Origin of the sequence: Aquimarina pacifica (assembly GCF_000520955.1) — a bacterium.
GTDB lineage: Bacteria > Bacteroidota > Bacteroidia > Flavobacteriales > Flavobacteriaceae > Aquimarina > Aquimarina pacifica.
In genome coordinates this window covers 95,274-118,654 of the sequence record NZ_JACC01000009.1, presented here as the reverse complement: position 1 = coordinate 118,654, position 23,381 = coordinate 95,274, and the positions used below count along the sequence as shown (strand labels likewise).

General features: G+C 34.3%; 13 protein-coding genes. 10 read left to right on the top strand and 3 right to left on the bottom strand.

The features are described 5' to 3' along the window. Window positions 1-3 precede the first annotated feature (3 nt). Together DZ60_RS0106715 and DZ60_RS25670 are read right to left on the bottom strand one after the other, a co-directional pair. Window positions 4-1,380, bottom strand: a complete 1,377-nt coding sequence (locus tag DZ60_RS0106715; protein WP_025741324.1) for a BspA family leucine-rich repeat surface protein — start codon at window positions 1,378-1,380, stop codon at window positions 4-6. Between the two features lie 738 nt (window positions 1,381-2,118). Beyond that, complete coding sequence (locus DZ60_RS25670; protein WP_034228952.1) at window positions 2,119-4,761, bottom strand: TonB-dependent receptor; 2,643 nt, start codon at window positions 4,759-4,761, stop codon at window positions 2,119-2,121. Between the two features lie 276 nt (window positions 4,762-5,037). Between DZ60_RS25670 and aspS the strand changes: the two genes are divergently transcribed. Beyond that, the gene (gene aspS / locus DZ60_RS0106705; RefSeq protein ID WP_025741322.1) at window positions 5,038-6,786 is read left to right on the top strand and encodes an aspartate--tRNA ligase; all 1,749 of its coding nucleotides are present in this window, start codon (window positions 5,038-5,040) and stop codon (window positions 6,784-6,786) included. 115 nt (window positions 6,787-6,901) lie between these two features. Here aspS and DZ60_RS0106700 read toward each other — a convergent pair whose 3' ends face one another. Beyond that, window positions 6,902-8,452: a hypothetical protein gene (locus DZ60_RS0106700; RefSeq protein ID WP_025741321.1), complete on the bottom strand. Its 1,551-nt coding sequence runs from the start codon at window positions 8,450-8,452 to the stop codon at window positions 6,902-6,904. Window positions 8,453-8,749: 297 nt separating this feature from the next. Here DZ60_RS0106700 and DZ60_RS0106695 point away from each other — a divergent pair, with 297 nt between their 5' ends. The 9 genes from DZ60_RS0106695 (at window position 8,750) to DZ60_RS0106650 (ending at window position 23,378) form a co-directional block, all read left to right on the top strand. Next, entirely contained in the window at window positions 8,750-10,537 is a 1,788-nt protein-coding gene (locus DZ60_RS0106695; protein WP_081740414.1) for a chloride channel protein, read from the top strand. A gap of 35 nt (window positions 10,538-10,572) precedes the next feature. After that, window positions 10,573-10,830: a hypothetical protein gene (locus DZ60_RS0106690; RefSeq protein ID WP_025741319.1), complete on the top strand. Its 258-nt coding sequence runs from the start codon at window positions 10,573-10,575 to the stop codon at window positions 10,828-10,830. Between the two features lie 86 nt (window positions 10,831-10,916). Continuing rightward, a complete protein-coding gene (locus DZ60_RS0106685; protein ID WP_025741318.1) occupies window positions 10,917-11,111 on the top strand; it encodes a cold-shock protein in 195 nt (64 codons plus the stop codon). A gap of 383 nt (window positions 11,112-11,494) precedes the next feature. Next, the gene (locus DZ60_RS0106680; RefSeq protein WP_025741317.1) at window positions 11,495-12,700 is read left to right on the top strand and encodes a DUF4856 domain-containing protein; all 1,206 of its coding nucleotides are present in this window, start codon (window positions 11,495-11,497) and stop codon (window positions 12,698-12,700) included. 89 nt (window positions 12,701-12,789) lie between these two features. Continuing rightward, entirely contained in the window at window positions 12,790-13,899 is a 1,110-nt protein-coding gene (locus DZ60_RS0106675) for an imelysin family protein (protein ID WP_025741316.1), read from the top strand. A 101-nt stretch (window positions 13,900-14,000) separates the two neighbouring features. Continuing rightward, complete coding sequence (locus DZ60_RS0106670) at window positions 14,001-15,371, top strand: HTTM domain-containing protein (RefSeq protein ID WP_025741315.1); 1,371 nt, start codon at window positions 14,001-14,003, stop codon at window positions 15,369-15,371. Next, the gene (locus DZ60_RS0106665) at window positions 15,352-17,778 is read left to right on the top strand and encodes a TonB-dependent receptor domain-containing protein (protein ID WP_025741314.1); all 2,427 of its coding nucleotides are present in this window, start codon (window positions 15,352-15,354) and stop codon (window positions 17,776-17,778) included. Before DZ60_RS0106670 ends, DZ60_RS0106665 begins: the two co-directional genes overlap by 20 nt. 12 nt (window positions 17,779-17,790) lie before the next feature. Continuing rightward, a complete protein-coding gene (locus tag DZ60_RS0106660; protein ID WP_025741313.1) occupies window positions 17,791-18,243 on the top strand; it encodes a heme-binding domain-containing protein in 453 nt (150 codons plus the stop codon). 434 nt (window positions 18,244-18,677) lie between these two features. Then, entirely contained in the window at window positions 18,678-23,378 is a 4,701-nt protein-coding gene (locus tag DZ60_RS0106650; RefSeq protein WP_025741312.1) for a hypothetical protein, read from the top strand. Window positions 23,379-23,381 lie beyond the last annotated feature (3 nt).

Here is a 23,381-nt window from a genome sequence, read left to right as displayed (position 1 = left end):
TCATTAGAAACAGATGCCATCATCTGTAATATCCCAATTACTATCATCAATTAAAACGGCTCTTGCCGCTTGGGCTTCGTCAGAACAATACTTAGTAGTATTAGCAGAAAAGTCAACATCATTTTGTCGCGTCTGATTAGCAAAACTAATGAGTAACTTGTCATAGTTTTCAGTTGACAATGCAGAATCATTAAACATTGCATTGGCATTAGTAACATTAGAAATATCCCAAGTACTTATATCAGGATTCGCTAATTCGGCACCTAAGAACATAGCAGTTAGCTGAACCAATTTACCTGTATCCCAACCACTAACATCAGGATTGGCTAACTTTGCTCCTGCAAACATAAAACTCATATTGGTCACATTACTTGTATCCCAATTGCTTATATCGGGATTAACAATAAAAGCATCGGTAAACATTGAAGACAGATCAGTAACACTAGATAAATCAGGAACATCGGTTGCAAGAATTACAAGCTTTTCGCAAAACTCAAATGCATTTGCCATCGATAACCACACTCCTGTCCCCCATTGGTCTACAGAGATAATCTTATTAGCATGATCTTCGCCATTACTATCACCCCCAAATTGTATAGAAGGAAAAACACCTGTTATTCGTATGGTATGCTCCTCATTGGTATCAAAAACATGAGTAACATCTCCTTGTATTCCGGATTCATCTACAATTCCGTCGTTATCCCAATCAACATCATACATATAGGTAAACTCCTTATTTGTGGGAATCGTAATTTCGTTTGTAGACCAAGTGGTAATAAATTCTGTTCCTGATGCTGTGCCCGAAGAAATAGTTACGGTTACAATAAATTCTTGAGTATCTCCATTCTCAGCAACGACGGTATACACTACAGGTTCTGTAAAGTCTTGTTCTAAACCGTTTTCTGGGGCTATACTTACTCCTGAATGTTCAATAACTGGAGCCAAAGCCGTAATATCTGTTCCTGTATCTAATAAAAGTGTAATTTCATTATTATTTATTACACCTTGTTGTTCATTAATACTAAAAGAAGTAATATCATTAAAATTACTTGGTTCTGCCACGGTCACAGTAACAATAAACTCTTGAGTATCTCCATTTTCGGCAACGACGGTATACACTACAGGATTTGTAAAATCTTGTGCAACTTCATTAGCAGGAACTATACTTGCTCCCGTATGTTCAATAATCGGAGCCAAAGCCGAAATATCTGTTCCTATATCTAGCTCAAGGACAATTTCATTATTATTTATTAAACCCTGTTGCTCATTAATACTGAAAGAAAGAATAGTATTGAGATCACTTAATACCCTACCATCATCATCATTAGAGCACGATATAAGTAATAAGAATAAACAAAAATACAAAGACAGTGTTTTCATTTTCTGTGTTTTCGTTAATGAATTAATATCGGCAATAAACGCTGATACGATTATTAAACAAAAATTAAATATGGGAAGAGGGAAAAAAGGAGGTTGAAAAGGAAAATTATAGGTTTAAAAAAAGTAGTTCCTCAAAAAAAACTTTGATTTTCTTAAAAAAAGAAGGCTTCAAAATTTATTTACCACTCATAATCTGTAGTATTTCTGACGCCTTCAATATCCATAGCGTTGACACAATGTTATCCCTAATTACGTAATTATTACCACGAAAACACACAGAGATATAATCCCTTCATTCGTATTAATTTTGATGGTTACAATATCAAAATTAATACAAATGTTAAACCATAGTTTTTGTTAAATGACGAAATAAATTCTCTGAGATCTCAATAGCACGATTCTCAGTAATACAGGAGTTACTACTAGCAACAGTATTAATTAGCACACTAAAACCTGAGAATCGATTACCAATATGTTATCAAGTACAACTTATCAAAATAATATCTCCTCCACCAAAATTGAAAGTCACATTTTCTGGTACTGATATGGTTTGTCCTTCTAAGTCAAATAAATAATCTATAACCACGACACTATTTTATTCAATATCAATGTCTTGATATAAACAGGGTTCTGTTGCTGTAATTATTCTCTTGTTTGTGGTTGTTCCAAGAAAAAACCACAAACAAGAGAATAATTAGATATAATCAAATTACTATACTAATACTTTGAAAAAAGTCCTCAAAAACTAAACGTAAGTCCAGCCTGGATAAATGTCCCCGTAAAACCGAACTGATTTACCTCCCATGGATATCTAAATCTCCCCCCTAGGTCCGTTCCAAAATCTCCAAAAGTTTCGATTTCATCTGGATATACGTTTAACACATTATTTGCGCTCGCTTTTGCTGTCATCCACTCCGTAAATTTATAAGATACAGATATATCTGTAATTACTTTACCTGCAAAAGTCTGATCAAAATCAGGAGTTGTAGGATGTTGCCAAATTACCTCACCAAAATAAGTATTATTAAGAGCAATACTAAATTTTGAAATATCATACGTAAGCCCTAAAACCCCCTTGAGGTTTGGTCTTGCCGTTGTGATTCTTGATTGTTCTTCTCTATTAAAAATATCAGTATATCCTGCATTCAGAATTTTTTCGGGAACAGTAATTGTTCCATCAATATTAGTTTCATTCCAGTTAAAAGCTGCATTGATATCAAGACTACCATCTCCCAGCGTAAATCCTTTATAATTAGCAACCACATCTACCCCTTGTGTTTTGGTGTCTACTGCATTCACAAAAAAAGTAATGTTGCCTATAGAATTATCTAATAACACCTGCTCTACCGCATTTACTGTACTGTCATCATCATCAAATCCCAGAGGGTTTGTAAATAAGACTCTATCATCGACTTTTATGTTATAATAATCGACAGCAACAGAAAAATTAGATGTAACTCTATAAGTAAACCCAGCAGCAATATTAAATGATTCTTCTGCATCGAGTTGAGGAACTCCTAAACCTGTATCAAGATTAAGAATAATCGGGTCCACATTATTAAAAGTTCCTTGTTGTCCTATACTGCCATCAGCTAATTGTAATGTTTGTATATTGCTTAAATAGATTTGATGCAAAGATGGAGCTCTAAAAGCTGTATTTACAGATGCTCGTATAGCTCCCTTACCATCATTTAACAGGTATCTTGCTGCGATTTTCCATGAAGTATTTTCTCCGAAATCACTATAATCTTCATAGCGCCCTGCTGCACTGACCAGAAAAGATTCATTGATATCCCAATCAAGACCTGCATAAACACCTACATTTGATCTCGATTCATTTAATGCGTTTTCTGGCGTTAATCCAGGAAAAGATTGCACACCACCATCAATATACGAAGCAACATCACCCGCTTTGGTAACAAACCTTTCTTGTCTAATTTCTGAACCTAGTGCAAGGCTAACATCTCCAAAACTTTTTGAGATATCAAAATTCCATATATGATTACTAAACCTATATCCACCAGTATCAAAACTTGTTGGGCTATTTGCTCCTAACGCAGGGTTTAGTGAGTTATTTACCTCATAATCCACAGCATTTCCTCCAAAAGTGTAACTCACATCAAAATTCCACTCTGTGAACATTTTCCAGCGGTTACCCAAGGTAAAACTATTATCTCTAATATCTGTTTCAAAAGTTGGTTGAAACCCTTGATACTCCGTACCCGGTTCGTGTAGTAAATTAAAAGGATCCCCAACCCAATATGGTGTTCTATAAAGAGCAAAACTTTTTCCGACTCTTTTTTGGAAACTCCCAAAAACATAAAAATCAGCTGTTCCTTTACAATACGGTAAACTAGCATTAAGCGCCAACCCTAATCGATCATATTCGGGTTGCCCTACAATCATCCCCAAATCTGGATTTTCCTGAATCCATGAATTTGTTCCGTTTAAAAGTGTTTCATCTCCAAAAATATTCCCAAAAAGTAAATCATTCCCTGGTTCTCCTGCCCTATTTGTGTAATCTTGATGATAAAAATCTCCGGTAAGATTTATGTACCCTCCAAAATTCGGATTAATTGTTGTATTCAGGCTTCCACTATACGTAAAGCCATCTCCTTCTGTGGTAATTCCTGTTCCTAAATTAACTGTAGTTTTGTCAGGGTTTTCTTTTAAAATAATATTAATTACACCTGCAATTGCATCAGATCCATATTGAGCCGAAGCACCATCACGTAATACCTCAACCCTTTCTATAGCAGCTGCAGGAATACTTTTCATATCTACACCAACTTCTCCCCGACCGGGAGTCTCATTAACATATACTAAGGCACTCTGATTTTTTCGTTTCCCATTTACAAGCACTAATGTTCTACTTGGGCCCAAATTCCTCAACTCTGACGGGTCAAAATGTGCTGTCGCATCTGATACTGTTTGTTGTGTAGAATTATAGGACGGAACTCTAAATGCAATCATTTTATCTAATTCGGGTTGCGCACTTATTGCTAATTCTTTTGAGGTTATATTATCGATAGCTACAGGTGATTCGATTACTGTCCTAGGTTTAGCTCGGTTACCAACAATTACAATTTCATCAAGAACAGCACCTTCTTCAAGATACACTGTAACCCTTTGATTAGAAGTTACAGAAAGTTCCTCGGTTTTATAACCAACAGAAGAAAATATCAATGTGACGGGTAATTCTCCTACTTCGACAGAAAAATTACCATCTATATCAGAAGTGGTTCCGTTAGCGGTTCCTTTTTCTAAAATATTGATAAACGGAATCACCTGATTAGATGACTTATCCATTACAGTACCCGTAATAGTTTCTTGAGCAAACAGTATTGTAGGCAAAAAAATAATAAATAATAGCCCCTTCATTTTGCAAATTATTGTTCGTTTTTTCATCATGATGTATTTGTATGTTTCAATAAATCTATTAAAATATTTCTATAAAAAAATGTTAAACACAGTATAGAGAAAATCCACAAATATTTGTCTAACAGATAATTATACGTATATACCGTCATTTATTTATGTCAAAAACGCAACTCTAATTATACCATAATTGGCTCACCATACTACCATTGGATTTTCGGTAAAACGTATTCCTATTCACTTTAATCTTCTTATTTTTGCTCCTCTAATAATACAACTATGTACAGAAGTCATTCGTGTGGTGAGCTACGCGCCTCAGATATAAATACCGAAGTCACCTTATCAGGATGGGTGCAAAGAATCAAAGATTTGGGTGCTATCAACTGGGTAGTAATCAGAGATCGTTATGGATTAACACAGTTAGTTTTTGATCAAGAACGAACTGAACAAAACTTACTAGAGCGTTCTCAAAAACTTGGTCGCGAATTTGTAATCCAAATTAAAGGAAAGGTAATCGAGCGTGAGTCAAAAAACCCAAACATGCCCACGGGAGATATCGAAATCTTGGTAACAGAATTAACCATACTTAATGAAGCACAGACTCCTCCTTTTACTATCGAGGATGAAACAGATGGTGGTGAGGATATTAGAATGAAATATCGTTATTTAGATATTCGTCGCGATCCTGTAAAGAATAGTTTGATGTTTCGTCATCAGGTAGCGATGCAGGTACGTAACTATCTATCTAATGCCGGATTTATTGAGGTAGAAACCCCTTACCTTATAAAATCAACACCCGAGGGAGCCCGAGATTTTGTGGTACCATCCCGAATGAATGAAGGACAATTTTATGCATTACCACAATCGCCTCAAACTTTTAAACAATTGTTGATGGTCGGCGGAATGGATAAATATTTTCAGATTGTAAAATGTTTTAGAGATGAGGACTTAAGAGCAGATCGACAGCCAGAATTCACACAAATCGACTGTGAAATGGCATTTGTAGAACAAGAAGATATTTTGGGCATTTTTGAAGGGCTTACTCGCTATTTATTGCAAGAAATTAAGGGCGTAACTATTGATGAGTTCCCAAGAATGACGTATGATGAAGCAATGAAAACGTATGGTAATGACAAACCAGATATTCGATTTGGGATGAAATTTGGTGAGTTAAATGCTGTGGCGCAACATAAAGAATTTAAAGTATTTAATGACGCTGAATTAGTTGTAGCGATTGCTGTTCCCGGAGCAGCATCTTATACCAGAAAAGAAATCGATAAACTTATCGATTGGGTAAGAAGACCACAAGTAGGAGCATTAGGAATGGTCTATGTAAAATGTAATGAAGATGGAACTTATAAATCTTCAGTAGATAAATTCTATGATCAGGATGATCTGGCAAAATGGGCTGAAACTACAGGAGCTAAAGCCGGAGATTTAATCTGTGTACTTTCTGGAGCTGCGCATAAAGTAAGAGGGCAACTTAGTGCTTTACGTATGGAAATAGCCGAGCGTTTGGGGCTGAGAAACCCCCAAGAATTTGCTCCGCTATGGGTAGTTGATTTTCCTTTATTAGAATGGGATGAAGATACCGAACGTTATCATGCAATGCATCACCCATTCACTTCTCCAAAACCAGAGGATATAGCACTACTAGATACCGAACCAGGAAAAGTACGTGCCAATGCATATGATTTAGTTCTTAACGGAAACGAAATTGGTGGTGGATCTATTCGTATACATGACAAAGAAACACAAGCACTCATGTTTGACCATCTCGGTTTTACGCCAGAAGAGGCAAAAGCCCAATTTGGGTTCTTAATGGATGCTTTTGAGTATGGTGCTCCTCCTCATGGTGGGATTGCTTTTGGGTTTGATCGTCTGGTTGCTATTTTAGGTGGACAAGAAACCATCCGAGATTTTATTGCATTCCCAAAAAATAATAGTGGTCGCGATGTAATGATTGATGCTCCCGCAGATATTGATAAGGAACAACTCAAAGAATTGAACATACAATTGGATTTATAAACCCCAATTAGTAAAAACTCCGCTTTAATAGCGGAGTTTTTTATTTTTAGGTCATATAAATGTAGAAACATTACCTAAGAAAATTAAGAATAACTCAAGGGCGATAAAGAGAGTGCTAAAACTCCTCTTTAGACCATTGTGCTTTCTTCTGTAACTCTGGATGATTACCCTCGAAATAAGAAAGTCCCTTAGAAAAAATCGTATATGAATTTCTATATTGCCCTTTGTAATAGTAGTAATTGCCCGCTTTGAGATATAATTGAGATATTAATTGCTTATTAACTTTGTTGAACACCTTTTCATGGGTATCCACAATATTTTCAAATTCCAGTAAATATTCTTTTGCTTCATTAATATCTTTATTAATAAATTTTTGAAAAGAAATACTTGCACATAACTGTGCCAAATACACATGATAACGCTCCGTTTCTTTAATAAATTCATATCTATCGGTTATTGTTTTAAAAGATTCCAAGGATTCTTCATCGAATGTTGAATACGAGAGATCCCTAAAACAAAAATATTCGATGATTTTCTTTGCAATTTTACTTTTTGGATTGATTTCTAACAGCTTACCGCTATATAACAATGCTTCCTCACTATTTTCATCGGTGGCTTGATCCCTTGCTAAATATTCATAAAAATAAGCTAGTCCCAAGTTCTTAATTTTCTCATTTTTTAATAAAGAAAACTCATCAATTACATAGGTAATAAAGTCAGTATTATTATCATCATGTGTAACAATTTTATTCATTAAATACTTTAGCTCGTTTTCACCCAAATCATCTTCAAACACCAAAACATCAAATGCTTCCTTCAATAGATGTATATCTTCTCTGGTATTTAACTCCAGAAAATCTAACTGTAGCATCATACTATTTTTCACAAATAGTTTTAGCACTGGTGAATGATAATAAATAGTCGCCTTTCTAAAATTACTTAAAGCTTCTTCATACTTCTCTTCTTTAAAAGTTACAACACCCTTATTATAATATTGCATTCCTATTAGGCTCTGTTTGGTGATATACTCTTTACCGTAAAAATATTCTTCATAAAATTTCGAATATCCCGATGACAACACCTCATCTTTTGTAACTAATTTATAACTGATCAATTCATCAATAATTTTTCTAATCTCATTATCATTAGGTACAATAAAACCATATTGACCAGGAACCGTTGTCTCTAAATAGATTTTATAGGTTTCTGGATACGCAATTAAAAAAACATGAGAAGGAGTTTCTTTTATATGGTAGGGAATATCTAATTCTTCAAAAGCATATACATAAAGGGCACTTGCGGTTACACAATTATAATTCCCATTTTGAAAAATATCATTAAAATAAGCATTTAGGTCATATTTTTTCAGAAAGTGTTGATGCAAAACGTTATAAATATCTCTTATTCTCTTTTTCTCTCTTTTTTCTTTATCCTCTTTTTCTGGAAAGGTTCTAAGCACGGTATCTACTCGATTTTGATACTTAGATACCAAATCTTTAGTCATAGAAGAATCAATAACCAAAAGGTTTTCAAAAAGATTATAGTTTATCGAATCCTTCTCATAAAGTTTTATTATTTCCTTTTCATATGTTGATGAATATTTCTGTGCCCAAAGACTATTCAAACAAAAACACACTAAAACCCAAACTAGTACTTGTAACCTCATAAATTCTTAAAAATTGTTTTCTATAAATAAGTGTCTTGAATATGTAGAATGTTACCAAGTTATTTCCTTATTTCTAAAAAATGCTTTAAAGCAGCTTCATTAGTAACCCTTATAAGATTATTGAATTAAAACATTACTGAGTAATCATACCTACATATTAACAACAACTACAAATCACTTATACAGGTATTCCCAAGGGTTATCCAAAACAAAATCCTTAATTTTATAGTGTATAAAATAAATTAAGGGATCCTTGCGTTCTGAACCCTCATTTTATATTCTATAGTAAAAGACACTATGACCGCCATAAAAAAGAAAACCTTCCTATATAAAGTACTTAAATGGCGATATCGTCATATATCAGATAAAAATTTCATTCTTATCCTAAGTATCATTGTAGGACTTACCACTGGGCTTATATCATTAATCTTAAAGAACATTACTCACCTTATTCAGGTTATTCTTGAGAGTGATATCATCTCTTGGCAAACATCTTTCTATTTTATCATTCCTATTTTGGGGCTCCTTATCATATATATAGTATCCAAATATGTAATCAAAAAAGAAGTAAAATCATCTATCCCTCTAATTTTATATTCACTTTCTAAGAAAAATGGAATAATAAAACCTATCCACGGATATCTACCGAGTATTCTCGCTCCCATTACCGTAGGCTTTGGTGGTTCTGTAGGATTACTAGGTCCTGCAGTAGGAGCTGGAGCTACTTTGAGTTCGGATATTGGCAATCTCTTTAAGATCAATGCCAAAACACGGTTTTTATTAATCGGTTGTGCTGCCGCTGGAGCCATATCTGCAGTATTCAAATCCCCATTGGCAGGCTTAGTTTTTGCCGTAGAAGTATTCAGCTTAGATTTGACATTAGCCTCTTTACTCCCACTACTATTTGCATCTGTCTCGGCAATTATAACATCGTATTTCTTTTTGGGAAACGAAGTCTTATTTAGCTTCGAAGTCACTGAAAAATTTGATATTTATGACACTCCCTTTTTTTGCATTTTAGCAATTAGTACAGCGTTTGCTTCTATTTATTTCACCAAAATGTACTTTGGTATTTCTGGTTTTTTTAATCGCTTTCCAAAAAAAATTCATCGATTACTACTTGGCGGAATTGCAATCGGTGTCATGTTATACTTCATTCCCCCCCTTTATGGAGAAGGGCTTAGTTTTATTAATGATCTACTGAGTGGGGATCATCTTCGTGCCATTGGCAAAACCCCTTTTGATACTATTACCGATAACATATGGGTCATTATTGCACTAATTGGTGGTATTACCATTTTTAAAGCTATTGCAATGACAACCACTTTTGCCGCTGGAGGTTCTGGAGGAATCATTATCCCTACAATGGTCATGGGTAGTGCCTTAGGCAATGTGGTTTCTAAAGTCATCAATAATATTGGTCTAGGTTTTCATGTTTCTGAAGCAAATTTTACATTACTAGGTATGGCGGGACTTATTGCCGGAGTACTGCATGCACCATTAACATCGATATTTCTTATTGCAGAAATCACCACTAGTTATGAATTGCTAGTACCCCTAATGATTACTACCGCAATATCCTTTAGTATTTCTAAGAATAAAATAGAACATAATATCTATACACATGAACTAGCAAAACAAGGGCATTTATTAACACATGACAAGGACCAAACTGTCATGACTCTGATGAATCTTGAAGATTGTGTAGAAACAAATTTTATAGCCGTAAAACCTGAGTATACATTAAAAAAATTATTGAGTGAAGCCGTTTCAAAATCAAATAGAAATCTTTTTCCAGTTACAGATGAATTTGATCATTTGATAGGACTTGTATCATTAAATGATATACGAGACATTATGTTCGATATTAGTCTCTATCATAAGTTAACGGTAGATACACTTATGACTCAAGCACCCACCATTATATCTTATGAAGATGATAATGTAAAAAAAGTAATGAAAAAATTTCAAGACACAGGCGCCTGGAATTTGCCCGTTATTAAAGAGGGCAAGTATTATGGATTTATTTCAAAATCAAAACTTCTTACTGCGTATCGCAGAAAGTTGATTAATTTTACAAGGTAAAATATGATACATTATTCTCTCTAAAAAAAAGCAACATGAAATATGTTATAAGAATACTTTTTGTCTCTATAATTGCATTGGTTTGTGTCGGGTACTATTTTAAAAACTCTGGAAACCATGCCAAAGGTGATATACTAGTAGGTACCGGGATCTTAATTGCCTCTTTTGTATTGATGCCCATTTTTATATATCATCGATGGAAAAATAAAAAAGTATCAGACTACATGCTCACAGAGGAAAATATTAAAAAAATGAGGGAGTATAAGACCAATAATAAGGAAGCAAAACGCTGAAATTTAAAATATTCACATTTAAATAATGATTTCTAAAAAATTTAAAGCTACCTTTAATACTCAAATTTATATTATTTTTTATTACAATGGAAGGAACAGTAAAATTTTTTAATGAATCAAAAGGTTACGGATTTATTACTAACGACGAAACAGGAAAAGACATTTTTGTGCACATCTCAGGAATTGATGGTGAAGCATTAAACGAAGGTGACAAAGTAGAGTACAATGAGACTGATGGGAAAAAAGGTCCTACGGCAGCAGATGTTCGCATCATTCATTAGCCGCAGAGCAACCTCGATCTTATGTTTCAAAGCGCTACAGCATGTAGTGCTTTTTTTATTTTAATGAAATCACTTTTCGGTACCAAAAAACAATCTCCTACCAACTATATATTCCTTTTTATACCATTTCTGATTGTAAAATGATCCAAATAAAATGCAGCATTTTAAGTTAGAAATTATATTACACCTTTACCTCATGGACTAGAATACTATTTAGTTCATCGGCTTCATCACAAAAAAGAACACTTTTACTCGTTTTTCTTTCTCGAAAAAAGCCTTTAATTTTATTAAGAATAAATCTAAATTAATTTGCGTGATTAAATTAACTTACCTAATTTTGCGCCATTATTTTTATTTATTCCAAATAAAACTTGATTAAAGTTATGAAAAAAATTATTCTAGGGATATTCACATTTTCAACCCTATTATTTACAGGATGTTCATCTGATGATGATGGAACCAACGACCAAGAAACAGAAGTAACCGCTCCTGCAACTTATGCATTTACAAGAGATGGAAACTCGACAGTTAGCTTTAGCGGACAAACCACTAGAATTGCAATGGCAGAAGAATTCATTTCTGCACTTGTAGACAGTGCAAGAGAAGAAGAAGAATTAGATGCCATGTTTGCGCATGCAGAGGGTGATTCTGATTTTACAGATGCCGACTTAAATGCTTCTGATAAAAGTATACGCAGTAAGACTGCAGCATCTGCAGATTTCTTTTCTGCAAATACTACTGATGCTACAGCTATAAAAGGACAATTTGATGATTGGATTGCATCACAAGTTGCCGATGTCTTTACAAAATGGGATGACTTAGCTTCTTCTGGAGTTGCAGGACAATTACAAGAAGCAGGAGGTGGATCTACTCGTTATATTAACGCAAAAGGATTAGAATTAAATCAAGCCATAAATAAATCTTTGATAGGAGCATTAATGGTAGATCAAATGCTTAACAATTATTTGAGTACAGCAGTGCTTGATGAAGGAGACAACAGAGATGATAATGATAATGATGTTCTTGCAGAAGGTAAAGATTATACCACTATGGAGCACAAATGGGATGAAGCCTATGGATATCTATATGGCGCAGAGGCTGATACCGAAGCTCCTGAATTAGGTGCAGATAGTTTCCTTAACAAATACCTATCAAGAGTAGAAGATGATACCGATTTTGCTGGTATTGCCGAAACTATATACAATGCTTTCAAATTAGGGAGAGCTGCAATTGAAGCAAAAGACTATACTGTAAGAGACGAGCAAGCTGAAATTATTAGAGGTGAAGTTTCTAAAATTATAGCAATCCGTGCAGTGTACTACCTACAACAAGGGAAATTGAATTTGGGAACCGATTATGCAAGTGCATTTCATGATTTATCAGAAGGGTTTGGATTTATATACAGTCTTCAATTTACAAGAATACCGGGTACAGATACCCCGTATTTCACAAAATCTGAAGTTGACGGGTTTATTGATCAGCTAATGACAGATAATGGTTTTTGGGATGTAACCGAAGAAACACTAGATCAAATTTCTGATACGATTGCTGCTGAATTTACATTTACAGTTGCACAAGCAGGAAGCTAATAAAAAAGAGATAGTTCTTTAACTATATTATAGTAGTTGTCTTACTTGAAAAAGTAGACAACTACTTTTTGCATTAAAAAAATTGAGTTATGATTAAAAGATTTTTCGCAGTTGCATTTTTGTTTGTAATTGCATTTTCATGCACAGAATCAGATGATAGTTCTGAGACTGGAGGTGACACAAATGATTTTGATAGAGGTGCATTATTGACCAATCTAGCTGACAACATAATTATACCTTCTTATGAGAATCTAAATAACGAACTAGATGCCTTAGTAATTTCTAAAAATACATTTATTGAAACTCCTAATGAGGAAAACTTATCTAATTTGCAAGATTCGTGGTTAGAGGCATATAAGGCTTGGCAATATGTTGAGGTATTTAATATAGGAAAGGCAGAAGAAATATTATATCATTTCCAGATGAATATTTACCCTACCACTGTAGCTGATATCGAAAACAATATTGCTTCAGGAAATTATGACCTTACAATACCTAATAACAATGATGCTGTTGGTTTTCCTGCTATAGATTATTTATTATACGGAATTGCAGAAACTGAAGAAGCAATTTTGGCAAAGTACAGTACTGGTTCAGAAGCAGAAAAGCATAAAACATATTTATCTGATGTTATTAATCAAATGAAATTGCTTACAGAAGAAGTACTATCTAGCTGGACAAATGGTTATAGAGACACCTTTGTATCCAGTACAGAAAATACTGCATCAAGTGCAGTAAATAAGTTCGTAAATGATTTTATTTTCTATTATGAAAAAGGATTGAGAGCTAATAAAATAGGAATTCCTGCAGGTGTATTTTCGACAACTCCTTTACCAGAAAAAGTCGAGGCTTTCTATAACAAAGAAATCTCTAAAGAATTATCTATTATTGCATTAGAAGCAGTTAAAGATATTTTTAACGGAAATCACTATAACGGTTCGGGATCAGGAGCTAGTTTTGCTTCATATTTAACGGCCTTAGACAAAGCTGATTTATCTACTATGATCAACGATCAATTCGAAGCAGCAGAAGAAAAAATAGAAGCATTAGACGAAAATTTCTTTGAACAAGTAAATACGGATAATACCAAAATGACACAGTCATATGATGCACTACAGACTGCCGTTGTTCTTCTTAAAGTAGATATGCTGCAAGTCTTTAATATCAGTGTTGATTATGTAGATGCTGATGGCGACTAAGCCAAAAAACACACCGAATATATCCAAATAAAAAACCCAAATTAAAATTGGTATAAAATTACGAAAGCTGTCTTTAAACCATAGACAGCTTTTTTCACATAATGAGAACCTTATTTAACACATACCTCAACAAACAAACAGACTCGGCTCCTTTGGCCGTGTTTAGAATCGGGTTTGGCTTTATGATGTGTTTGAGCATCATTAGGTTCTGGTATAAAGGATGGATAGAATCTGTATATATCACTCCCAAATTTCATTTTTCTTACTATGGTTTTGAATGGGTACAATCTATAGGAAACTATACCTATATCTTATTTTTTTTATGTGGACTGTCTGCATTTTTTGTCGCAATTGGATTTAAGTATCGAGTTTCGATACTTACTTTTTTTGTGAGTTTTACATACATAGAATTACTAGAAAAAACTACTTACCTCAATCACTACTATTTTATTAGTATTTTGAGTTTTCTACTTCTATTTTTACCCGCTCATCGCTATTATTCTATTGATTGTATTATTACCCAAAAATCTTATAAAAACATACCTGCATGGACCATTGATAGTATAAAACTATTGCTTGCCATTGTATATTTCTATGCAGGGCTGGCCAAGCTCAATTCTGATTGGTTACAAAAAGCGATGCCACTCAAAATATGGCTTCCCTCGAAATATGATCTGCCCATACTAGGAGAAACACTTTTGCAAGAAGATTGGTTTCATTATGCCATGAGTTGGTCAGGAATGTTATATGATTTAATGATCCCTTTTCTTTTACTATATCGAAGAACTAGATGGTTTGCATTTGTGCTCGTAGTCATTTTTCATGTATTTACAAGAGTTTTGTTTCCGATTGGGATGTTTCCGTATATTATGATTATTAGTTCTTTAATTTTCTTTGAAGCACGTTTTCATCATAAAATTATTTCGGTATTCAAAAAAGGAATCTCCTATGTATCCAAATCTGCATTTGGTAATATTTTAAGACTGGACCATTTTAGGTACCCCAAAAACTCTAAAACTCCATATATAATAACTATTTTTTTCGTCATTCAATTACTACTCCCTTTTAGATATATGCTTTATCCTGGAGAACTATTTTGGACCGAAGAAGGCTATCGATTTTCATGGCGTGTAATGCTTATAGAAAAAATGGGACACACTACATTTAAGATCGTTGACAAGAAAACAAACGCCTCCTTCTATGTTAATAACACAGACTTTTTGACTCCACTACAGGAAAAACAAATGAGTTTTCAACCTGATTTCATCTTAGAATATGCACATTATCTGGGAGATCACTTTACTGCACAAGGATATAAAGAGGTACAGGTTTTTGCAGAAAGTTATGTTGCATTAAATGGCAGATTGAGCCAACCTTTTGTAGATAAAGAAGTAGATTTGTACCGAGAAAAAGAATCATTTAAACATAAACATTGGATCTTACCTTTTAAAGATGACATTAAAGGACTATAAAGCGCTCATAATATTGAGCCTATTAAGTATTTCGATACACGCTCAATATAAAATATCAGGAGTAATAACAGCAAAAGAAACCAATCTTCCTATACCCGAAGTTGATATTTATAATAAATCTAAAGGTTTGATTACTAAAACAGATGCTAATGGGTATTATGAATTTACCACTTCCTTAAATACCATAACACTGGTTTTCTTTGGATATGATCACCAGATATCAGAAAAAACGATACAGATAAATGGTGATATGGTTGTTAACAATATCTTATCCTCTAGTGGTATTGAATTATCAGAGGTACAAATTACGACCAGAAAAGCAGAAATATTTAATTTAAAAAGACTCAATGATGTAGAAGAAACGGCTATTTATGCTGGTAAAAAAACAGAAGTTGTGCTTGTTGATCAATCTATGGCTAGTCTGGCATCTAATAATGCGCGACAAATATATAGTCAGGTAGCTGGATTAAATATTTTTCAGAATGATGATGCTGGGTTGCAGCTGAACATAGGAGGAAGAGGTCTTGACCCCAATAGAACTGCTAATTTTAATACTAGGCAGAATGGATATGATATAAGCGCAGATGTATTAGGATATCCAGAAAGTTATTATACCCCTAGTGCAGAAGCTTTGCAAGAAGTACAAATTATTCGAGGAGCTGCATCATTACAATATGGCACTCAATTTGGTGGGCTTGTAAATTTCATAATGAAATCACCTAATCCCGATAAACCTTTTGAATTTATCACCAGAAACACGGTAGGAAATAATAATTTATATACCAACTTTACAAGTGTTAGTGGGACCAAAAATAAGCTGAGTTATTATTCTTTTTTTAATTACAAAAGTGGAGATGGCTTTAGACCCAATTCACAATTCGAATCTAAAAATGCGTACGCTCATCTGGGCTATGCAATTACCGAAAAAACAAAATTGAGCGGAGAAGTGACTTACATCCGTTATCTTGCTCAACAAGCTGGTGGTCTTACAGACGCTATGTTTAATGAGGATCCTTTTCAAAGCAACCGAGCTCGAAACTGGTTTCAGGTAGATTGGCTACTTTATAACGCAAAATTATCACATCAATTTTCAGAAAAAACGAACTTTACCTTCAATGCATTTGGGCTTCAAGCCTCTAGATATGCGCTAGGTTTTAGAACAAATAGAGTTGATCAAGTAGACCCAGAAGAGGAACGAGATCTTATCAAAGGAGATTTTAATAATTTTGGATTCGAAGCACGCTTATTACATAAATATACCCTATTTGGTAAAAAAGCTACCGCACTGTTTGGGTCCAAATTTTATAAAGCCAATAACGAAACTCAACAGGGACCAGGTTCTGATGGGGCTGATGCTAATTTTGACTTTCAACTAGACTCCTACCCCAACTATTCGAATCAGAATACGTACACCTACCCTAATCTAAATGTTTCAGTTTTTGGAGAAAACATAGTATATCTTACAGACAAATTATCGATTACGCCGGGGTTTAGGTTAGAATATATCAAAACCGAAAGTGATGGTTTTTTTAAAAGAATAAATACAGATGCTGCGGGTAATGTAATTCTTAATGAAACTATCGATGAAAAGGATAGCCGAGAACGTTCTTTTATATTACTAGGGCTAGGAACCAGTTATAAACCCTCTGATGCCGTTGAAGTCTATGGAAATGTTTCTCAAAACTATAGATCCGTAACGTTTACAGATATCAGTACGGTCAACCCCGCTTTTGCGATCAATCCCGATATTGATGATGAAAAAGGACTTACCACAGATATTGGCATACGAGGAAATTTTGACAACATTATATCCTACGATGCCGGAGTTTTTAGCTTGTTCTACAATGACAGAATTGGTTTTGTACAACGCGAATTTGAGGATGGAAGTGTAAAAACCGAACGAGGGAATGTAGGTAATGCAGTAATGTACGGTATAGAATCTCTGATTGATATAAATATTAATAAACTCTTTATCAAAGACAATGAATACACTTTTAATTACTTTATAAACACGTCTTTCATAAATTCTGAATATACTAGATCGCAAGAAAACGGAGTCGCAGGTAACAATGTAGAATTTGTTCCTAACGTAAATATCAAGACGGGTATCCGATTTGGTTACAAAAACCTGTTAAGTAGCCTACAATACACCTATTTATCTTCACAATTTACAGATGCAACCAATTCTGTAGAAAGTAATTTGAGCGGAGTAATTGGCGAAATTCCTGCCTATGATGTTTTAGATCTTTCGATATCTTATTCATACAAAAGGTTTAAATTAGAAGCAGGCATAAATAACCTATTAGATAATTACTATTTTACACGAAGAGCAACCGGATATCCTGGGCCAGGAATTATACCATCTTCAGATAGAAATTTTTATGCTACATTGCAAATAAAAATTTAGAACGTTAATATCATGAAAATCGTCAAAAAAATTCTGATCTTATTACTTATCGCTTTAGTTGGGATTCAATTCTATCGTCCGGCCAAAAACAATGCTGAATATCGCGAGGTAGCTGCTTTTGAACAAGAAACCAAACCCAGCAAAGAAGTCCTAACACTACTAGAGAGTAAATGCTATGACTGCCATAGTAATAAATCAACGTATCCGTGGTATGCAGAAGTAGCCCCTATTTCTCTATGGATCGGTCACCATATCGAAGAGGGGAATGAGCATTTTAATGTTTCTAAATGGGAGACCTATTCTGATAAGAAAAAAGATCACAAACTAGAAGAACTTATTGAGGAGGTTGAAGAAGGAGAAATGCCTCTAAAATCATATACTTTGTTGCATGGAAACATAACCGATACAGAAAAGCAAGCTCTTTTAACTTGGGCGCAAGAGGCAAGAAAGACCTATAAACACTAAAGTATAGTAAGTAGATTTTTACTTCTTTTATAAAAAACTAAAAAAGCCTGATAACAATTGTTATCAGGCTTTTTTAGTTAAAAAGAGTATGCAATAAGATTTCCTTGGATTTAAACACTGAAATTGACCAGTTTGTGATACAGATTGACCAAACTATGATCTAATAAGTTTGTTTTTTTACACCTCATAATTTTAAAACAAAGAAAATGAACGTAGCTTTTAAAATAACAACTCCTCTGCTTTTTGATAAAGTACAAGTGATTCTTCAACAAAATAAATTACTGGTAGCAAATTAACAATTAATTCAATAACGTCAGAAAACAGAACTACCTTGATTAGAAGATCCCTCTAGAAGATTTTCTTTTTCAACGTGTTAATTAAAAAAACACATGCTCTAGTTCATTACCAATTAATTAAACCAGCTCGCATTTAGTATGAAAATTTTATGGCCCTTATTATTTTTTGCATTTACTTTTTCAGGCTTCTCCTATGAGAAAAATGATAAAATAAAAGACAGCCTTTTATATTCTACTTCATCAAGTACCATAAAGACAAAAAAGTTCAAAAGTCTTGACAACGTACTTAAAACCTCTTCTTATTCTCCAGAAATCAGTGAATTTAATAGCGACTACATTAAGAATAATTTTATTCTAGATGATATTACCAATGATCATATAGCAGAAGCAATAGCTGTTATCAATGATTTAGAAACTTCTCAAAATTATATTGATCTCATTTCACCCGACGATCTTGTTACTTTACCTGTTGGAGTAAAAAAAGAAATAGGCAACCTTACCTATATAATGGGTATTAGTGATGCTCGTTTTACTCCCGAGTATACCGAAGTAACAGCATTTGTTAGAATTGTTATCCCTCAACTAGATGAACAAGGAAATCAAAAACAGTTATTTTTTGGAGCGAACAATATCAAATTATCTCATCAAGGAGGAATTTATGGAGAGGCCAATCTAGTTTTACTCGGAGATGCCGCAATACCTATTAATGGCGGCAATAATCTGGTAGTTCTTAAAGGTGGTTTTGATATGCAAACAGGAAACATCGAACAAGAAACATATGCTACTATTGATTGCAGCGGATTTAAAGAGTTAGGTATTGCAGCTGATGTTATATTTTCTAGAAACATGTTAGAGCCAGTAGACACTAATTATAAGGTGATTTCTGATACCTCACAAAAAGTAAAAGGAAGCTTTAAGGCAACTGTCGAAGATTGGAATGACATATTGGTAGAAATTAACCTTCCTGCTTTTCAATTAACAAAAAATAATACTGCTGATGGTTCTGGTAAAGCAGGATTAGTTTTTGAACTAAATACGGCAGTTTTCGATTTTAGTGATGTAAACAACTCTAGTGACGTAGTATTTCCAGATGGATATGATCAATATTTGATCCCTGGTAATGAAAATGCATGGAGAGGTGTCTATGTAAACAGCCTAAAAGTCGTTCTCCCTAAACAATTTAAAAAAAGAGACGATACCGAAAGAGTGTTTTTTGAAGCCTCTAACCTATTAATTGATGGGATGGGGGTATCTGCTGATTTTACGGTAGATCATATTTTACCGCTTCATGAAGGTGAAGCCTCAAAATGGCAGTTCAGTGTCGATCATATCGAAGCAAAAATTGTGACTAATGACATTGTAAGTGCTGCATTCGATGGTAAGATTGTATTACCTGTAACCGATAAAGTAACAGAATCAGATAGTCAGGACAGTGAAACCCTCAACAAGAAAGGATTAAAATATACTGCCTTAATTGATCCCGTAAACGATGAATACCAACTTACTGTAGAAACAGAAAACGACATTTCGTTCAATGTTTTTAAAGCGCAAGCCACCTTAACAAAAAATTCCTATATCGAACTCAAAGTCGAGGATAATAAATTCAAACCCAAAGCAGTATTACACGGCAGTCTTACTATTCGAGGTAGTAATAGTACTAATCCCGACAAGGCTACTGTCGATTTTAAGGGTGTAACTTTTGAGAAGTTACAATTGCAATCCGAAGCTCCTTATTTTCAAGTAGATTACATGGGGTACTCTGGTGAAATAAAATTCGCCAATTTTCCGGTTACAATTTCTGATATAGGAGTCACGGCTAGTGATGATACAGCATCGCTACATTTTGGCATCGATGTTAATTTAATGTCTAAAGGTTTTGCTGGGGGAACTGATCTAGAAATTGTAGGGAAATTTGGCGAAAATGATGGCCTACAACATTGGAAATTTGATCGTATTAAAGTCAATAGAATATCCGTTAAAGCCGATATGGGAGCCATAAAAATAGATGGTTTTGTTGATATTAGAGAAGACGACCCAGTCTATGGTGATGGTTTTTATGGAGAAGTAAGTGCTGATTTTGTAGGAATAAAAGTAGATGTTACCGCATGCTTTGGAAAAACAGATTTTAGATATTGGTATCTAGATGCCTATGTTGATTTATCCAATGCTCCTACAAAAGTCTATATCGGACCCGTAATTGTCAATGGGTTTGGAGGTGGAGCCTATTATCATATGGGAAAAGCTCCTGGTACTTATTCTGCAGGAATTCCCTCAGGACAATCCTACGTGCCGGACAGAGACACTTATCTCGGTTTTAGAGCTTTAATAGGTTTTGCCTTAGGAAATGAAAAAGCATTAAATGGCAAAGTTGGGTTCGAATTGGCATTTAATAATAATGGCGGACTTAACAGAGTGATGTTTTTTGGAGAAGCCCATATCGTAAAAGCTTTAGACTTCGGGTTTGGAGACCAATTTAAAGACAAGATGACCGCCATGGAGGATAAAGTCAATAGTTTGGGAGCAGATAATGCGGCAATGAATAAATTGAAAGAAACAAACCTTGTCGATTACAGTAAACTCGCTTTTCCTCAAGATGGATTAACATTAGATATTGGTATCGATGCTAACTTCTCTATGGAAATGGATTTTCAGAACAAAGTATTTCATGCCGAAATGGAAGTATTTGTTAATACTCCGGGAAATATTTTTAGTGGCGTCGGAGAAAAAGGAAGAGCAGGCTGGGCCGTTTTTCATTGTGCTCCCAAAGAATGGTATCTACATATGGGAACCCCTACAGATCCCGTAGGGTTACAAATCGGATTAGGAGGTGCAAGCTTGCAAGTAACCTCATACTTAATGGTAGGAGACAAAATACCTGGCAGTCCGCCACCTCCTCAGATTGTTGCTGACATTTTGGGAGTTGATATGGATACTCTTGATTATATGAGAGACTTAAATCAACTGGGAGAAGGTAGTGGATTCGCTTTTGGGATGAGTTTAAGTGTGGATACCGGTAATATGGGCTTCTTAATGTTATATGCGCGTTTTCAGGTAGGTCTTGGTTTTGATATTATGCTCAAAGATTATGGCGAAACTGCTTGTAAAAGCAGTGGACAAATTGGTATTGATGGTTGGTATGCCAATGGTCAGGCCTATGCCTATCTACAAGGAGAATTAGGGATACGCATAAAACTATTAGGTAAAGAAAAAAAAGCGCCCATTTTAACCGCTGGCGCCGCCATTCTTTTGCAAGCCAAACTACCTAATCCTGCTTGGTTTAGGGGATATGTTGGTGGATATTACAATGTACTAGGCGGACTTGCCAAAGGAGAATTTAATTTTATGCTAGAGTTAGGACAAGAATGTGAACTAGTAAATACAGCTCCGTTAGATGGTGTAAAAATAATTTCAAATATAAAACCTAAAAATGAATCAAGCAATGTGGATGTGTTTGCTGTACCACAAGTAGCCTTCAATATGAAAATAAATGAAGCTTTTCAATTCGAAGATGATGAGGGTATCGGTACATATCGAATCCTACTGGATGAGCTATTACTTTCTAAAGAAGGAACTCCAATTGAAGGAAAATTAGAATGGAACTCTAATAATGATGTTGCTAATTTTATATCCACAGAAATTCTTCCTCCTAATTCTTCTTTGCATTTTGTAGTAAAAGTGAGTTTTCAACAAAGGCAATCTGGGACTTGGGTTACACTGAAGCAAGACGGAGAAGTTGCACAAGAAATTGAAGAAATAACCTTCCAAACAGGCGAAGCTCCTAATTACATTCCGATATCAAATATTGAATATTGCTACCCCGTTATTGATCAAGACAATTTTTATCAAAACGAAACGAGCATAGGATATATACAACTAGACAGGGGACAATCGTATCTATTTGGTCCAGAAACAGATTGGAAACAACGCATAGAATTCACAAGTGATATTGATTTCAAACAGACGGATAAGGTAGTATATAACCAAGCAGAAAAAAAGGTAACCTTCGATATTCCTGATGTAAGCAATCAAAGAGAATATCAGTTTAGAATGGTTAGTTATCCGATAAACCAAGAGGTACAAGAGTATGAAGAAGAGGAATATGTTTCGCAAGAAACAGGACAAGAAGGAAATACCGTAGAGCTCCTAAATAAGCAAGCACAGGACGTAGCCAAAGATGGAGTAGAAATAGAAATGCTTGCATATACCATAAAAACAAGTGCTTATAATACTTTTAAACAAAAAATAGATGCCAAAGTAGTTTCTCAGTACTTTTTAGTTCCTATAAATACACTTGTTCATACGCTAATAACGGATGTAGCTCCGTCAGAACGCTTTAGTATTTTAGAACTAAATGGAAGTACATATACAGAATTTCAACCTTTGGTCGCTACAGAAGCTATTTTAGATGATTCTTATTATAACAACACCGTATATCCCTTAGTATACCAAGGATATCCATTAGAACCAGAATTCACCTTAGATAGAGATACAAAAGAATTAGGAGTCCCACCAACAAAAGCTATGCATACTATAACTTGGTATAGCACTTATTTAGAGAGTCAACCCTCATATTCATTACTCGATATAAGAATTCCTTTTCGCTATAATCTACCCTATCACTATATCGAAGATTTCTATAATATTAGGTATAAGATTGCTAACAAATATTTAGGAAACACTTCAAAATATCAAAGCCAAATACAGAAGTATAACTATATCATTAACGGAGAATTTAAGGCAATAACACCCGGGTATTATAATGTAAAAATGCAATATGTATTACCAGGAGGGACCAAAGGGACCTCAAGTATAATGAAATTTAAGAACCCTAATATTTAAAAC

What these genes read in the sequence shown, in the direction of transcription:
- DZ60_RS0106700 (WP_025741321.1), bottom strand. Translation starts at nt 8,452, where the DNA reads ATGAGGTTACAAGTACTAGTTTGGGTTTTAGTGTGTTTTTGTTTGAAT.
- DZ60_RS0106690 (WP_025741319.1), top strand. Translation starts at nt 10,573, where the DNA reads ATGAAATATGTTATAAGAATACTTTTTGTCTCTATAATTGCATTGGTT.
- DZ60_RS0106675 (WP_025741316.1), top strand. Translation starts at nt 12,790, where the DNA reads ATGATTAAAAGATTTTTCGCAGTTGCATTTTTGTTTGTAATTGCATTT.
- DZ60_RS0106650 (WP_025741312.1), top strand. Translation starts at nt 18,678, where the DNA reads ATGAAAATTTTATGGCCCTTATTATTTTTTGCATTTACTTTTTCAGGC.
- DZ60_RS0106670 (WP_025741315.1), top strand. Translation starts at nt 14,001, where the DNA reads ATGAGAACCTTATTTAACACATACCTCAACAAACAAACAGACTCGGCT.
- DZ60_RS25670 (WP_034228952.1), bottom strand. Translation starts at nt 4,761, where the DNA reads ATGAAGGGGCTATTATTTATTATTTTTTTGCCTACAATACTGTTTGCT.
- aspS (WP_025741322.1), top strand. Translation starts at nt 5,038, where the DNA reads ATGTACAGAAGTCATTCGTGTGGTGAGCTACGCGCCTCAGATATAAAT.
- DZ60_RS0106660 (WP_025741313.1), top strand. Translation starts at nt 17,791, where the DNA reads ATGAAAATCGTCAAAAAAATTCTGATCTTATTACTTATCGCTTTAGTT.
- DZ60_RS0106680 (WP_025741317.1), top strand. Translation starts at nt 11,495, where the DNA reads ATGAAAAAAATTATTCTAGGGATATTCACATTTTCAACCCTATTATTT.
- DZ60_RS0106715 (WP_025741324.1), bottom strand. Translation starts at nt 1,380, where the DNA reads ATGAAAACACTGTCTTTGTATTTTTGTTTATTCTTATTACTTATATCG.
- DZ60_RS0106665 (WP_025741314.1), top strand. Translation starts at nt 15,352, where the DNA reads ATGACATTAAAGGACTATAAAGCGCTCATAATATTGAGCCTATTAAGT.
- DZ60_RS0106695 (WP_081740414.1), top strand. Translation starts at nt 8,750, where the DNA reads ATGACCGCCATAAAAAAGAAAACCTTCCTATATAAAGTACTTAAATGG.
- DZ60_RS0106685 (WP_025741318.1), top strand. Translation starts at nt 10,917, where the DNA reads ATGGAAGGAACAGTAAAATTTTTTAATGAATCAAAAGGTTACGGATTT.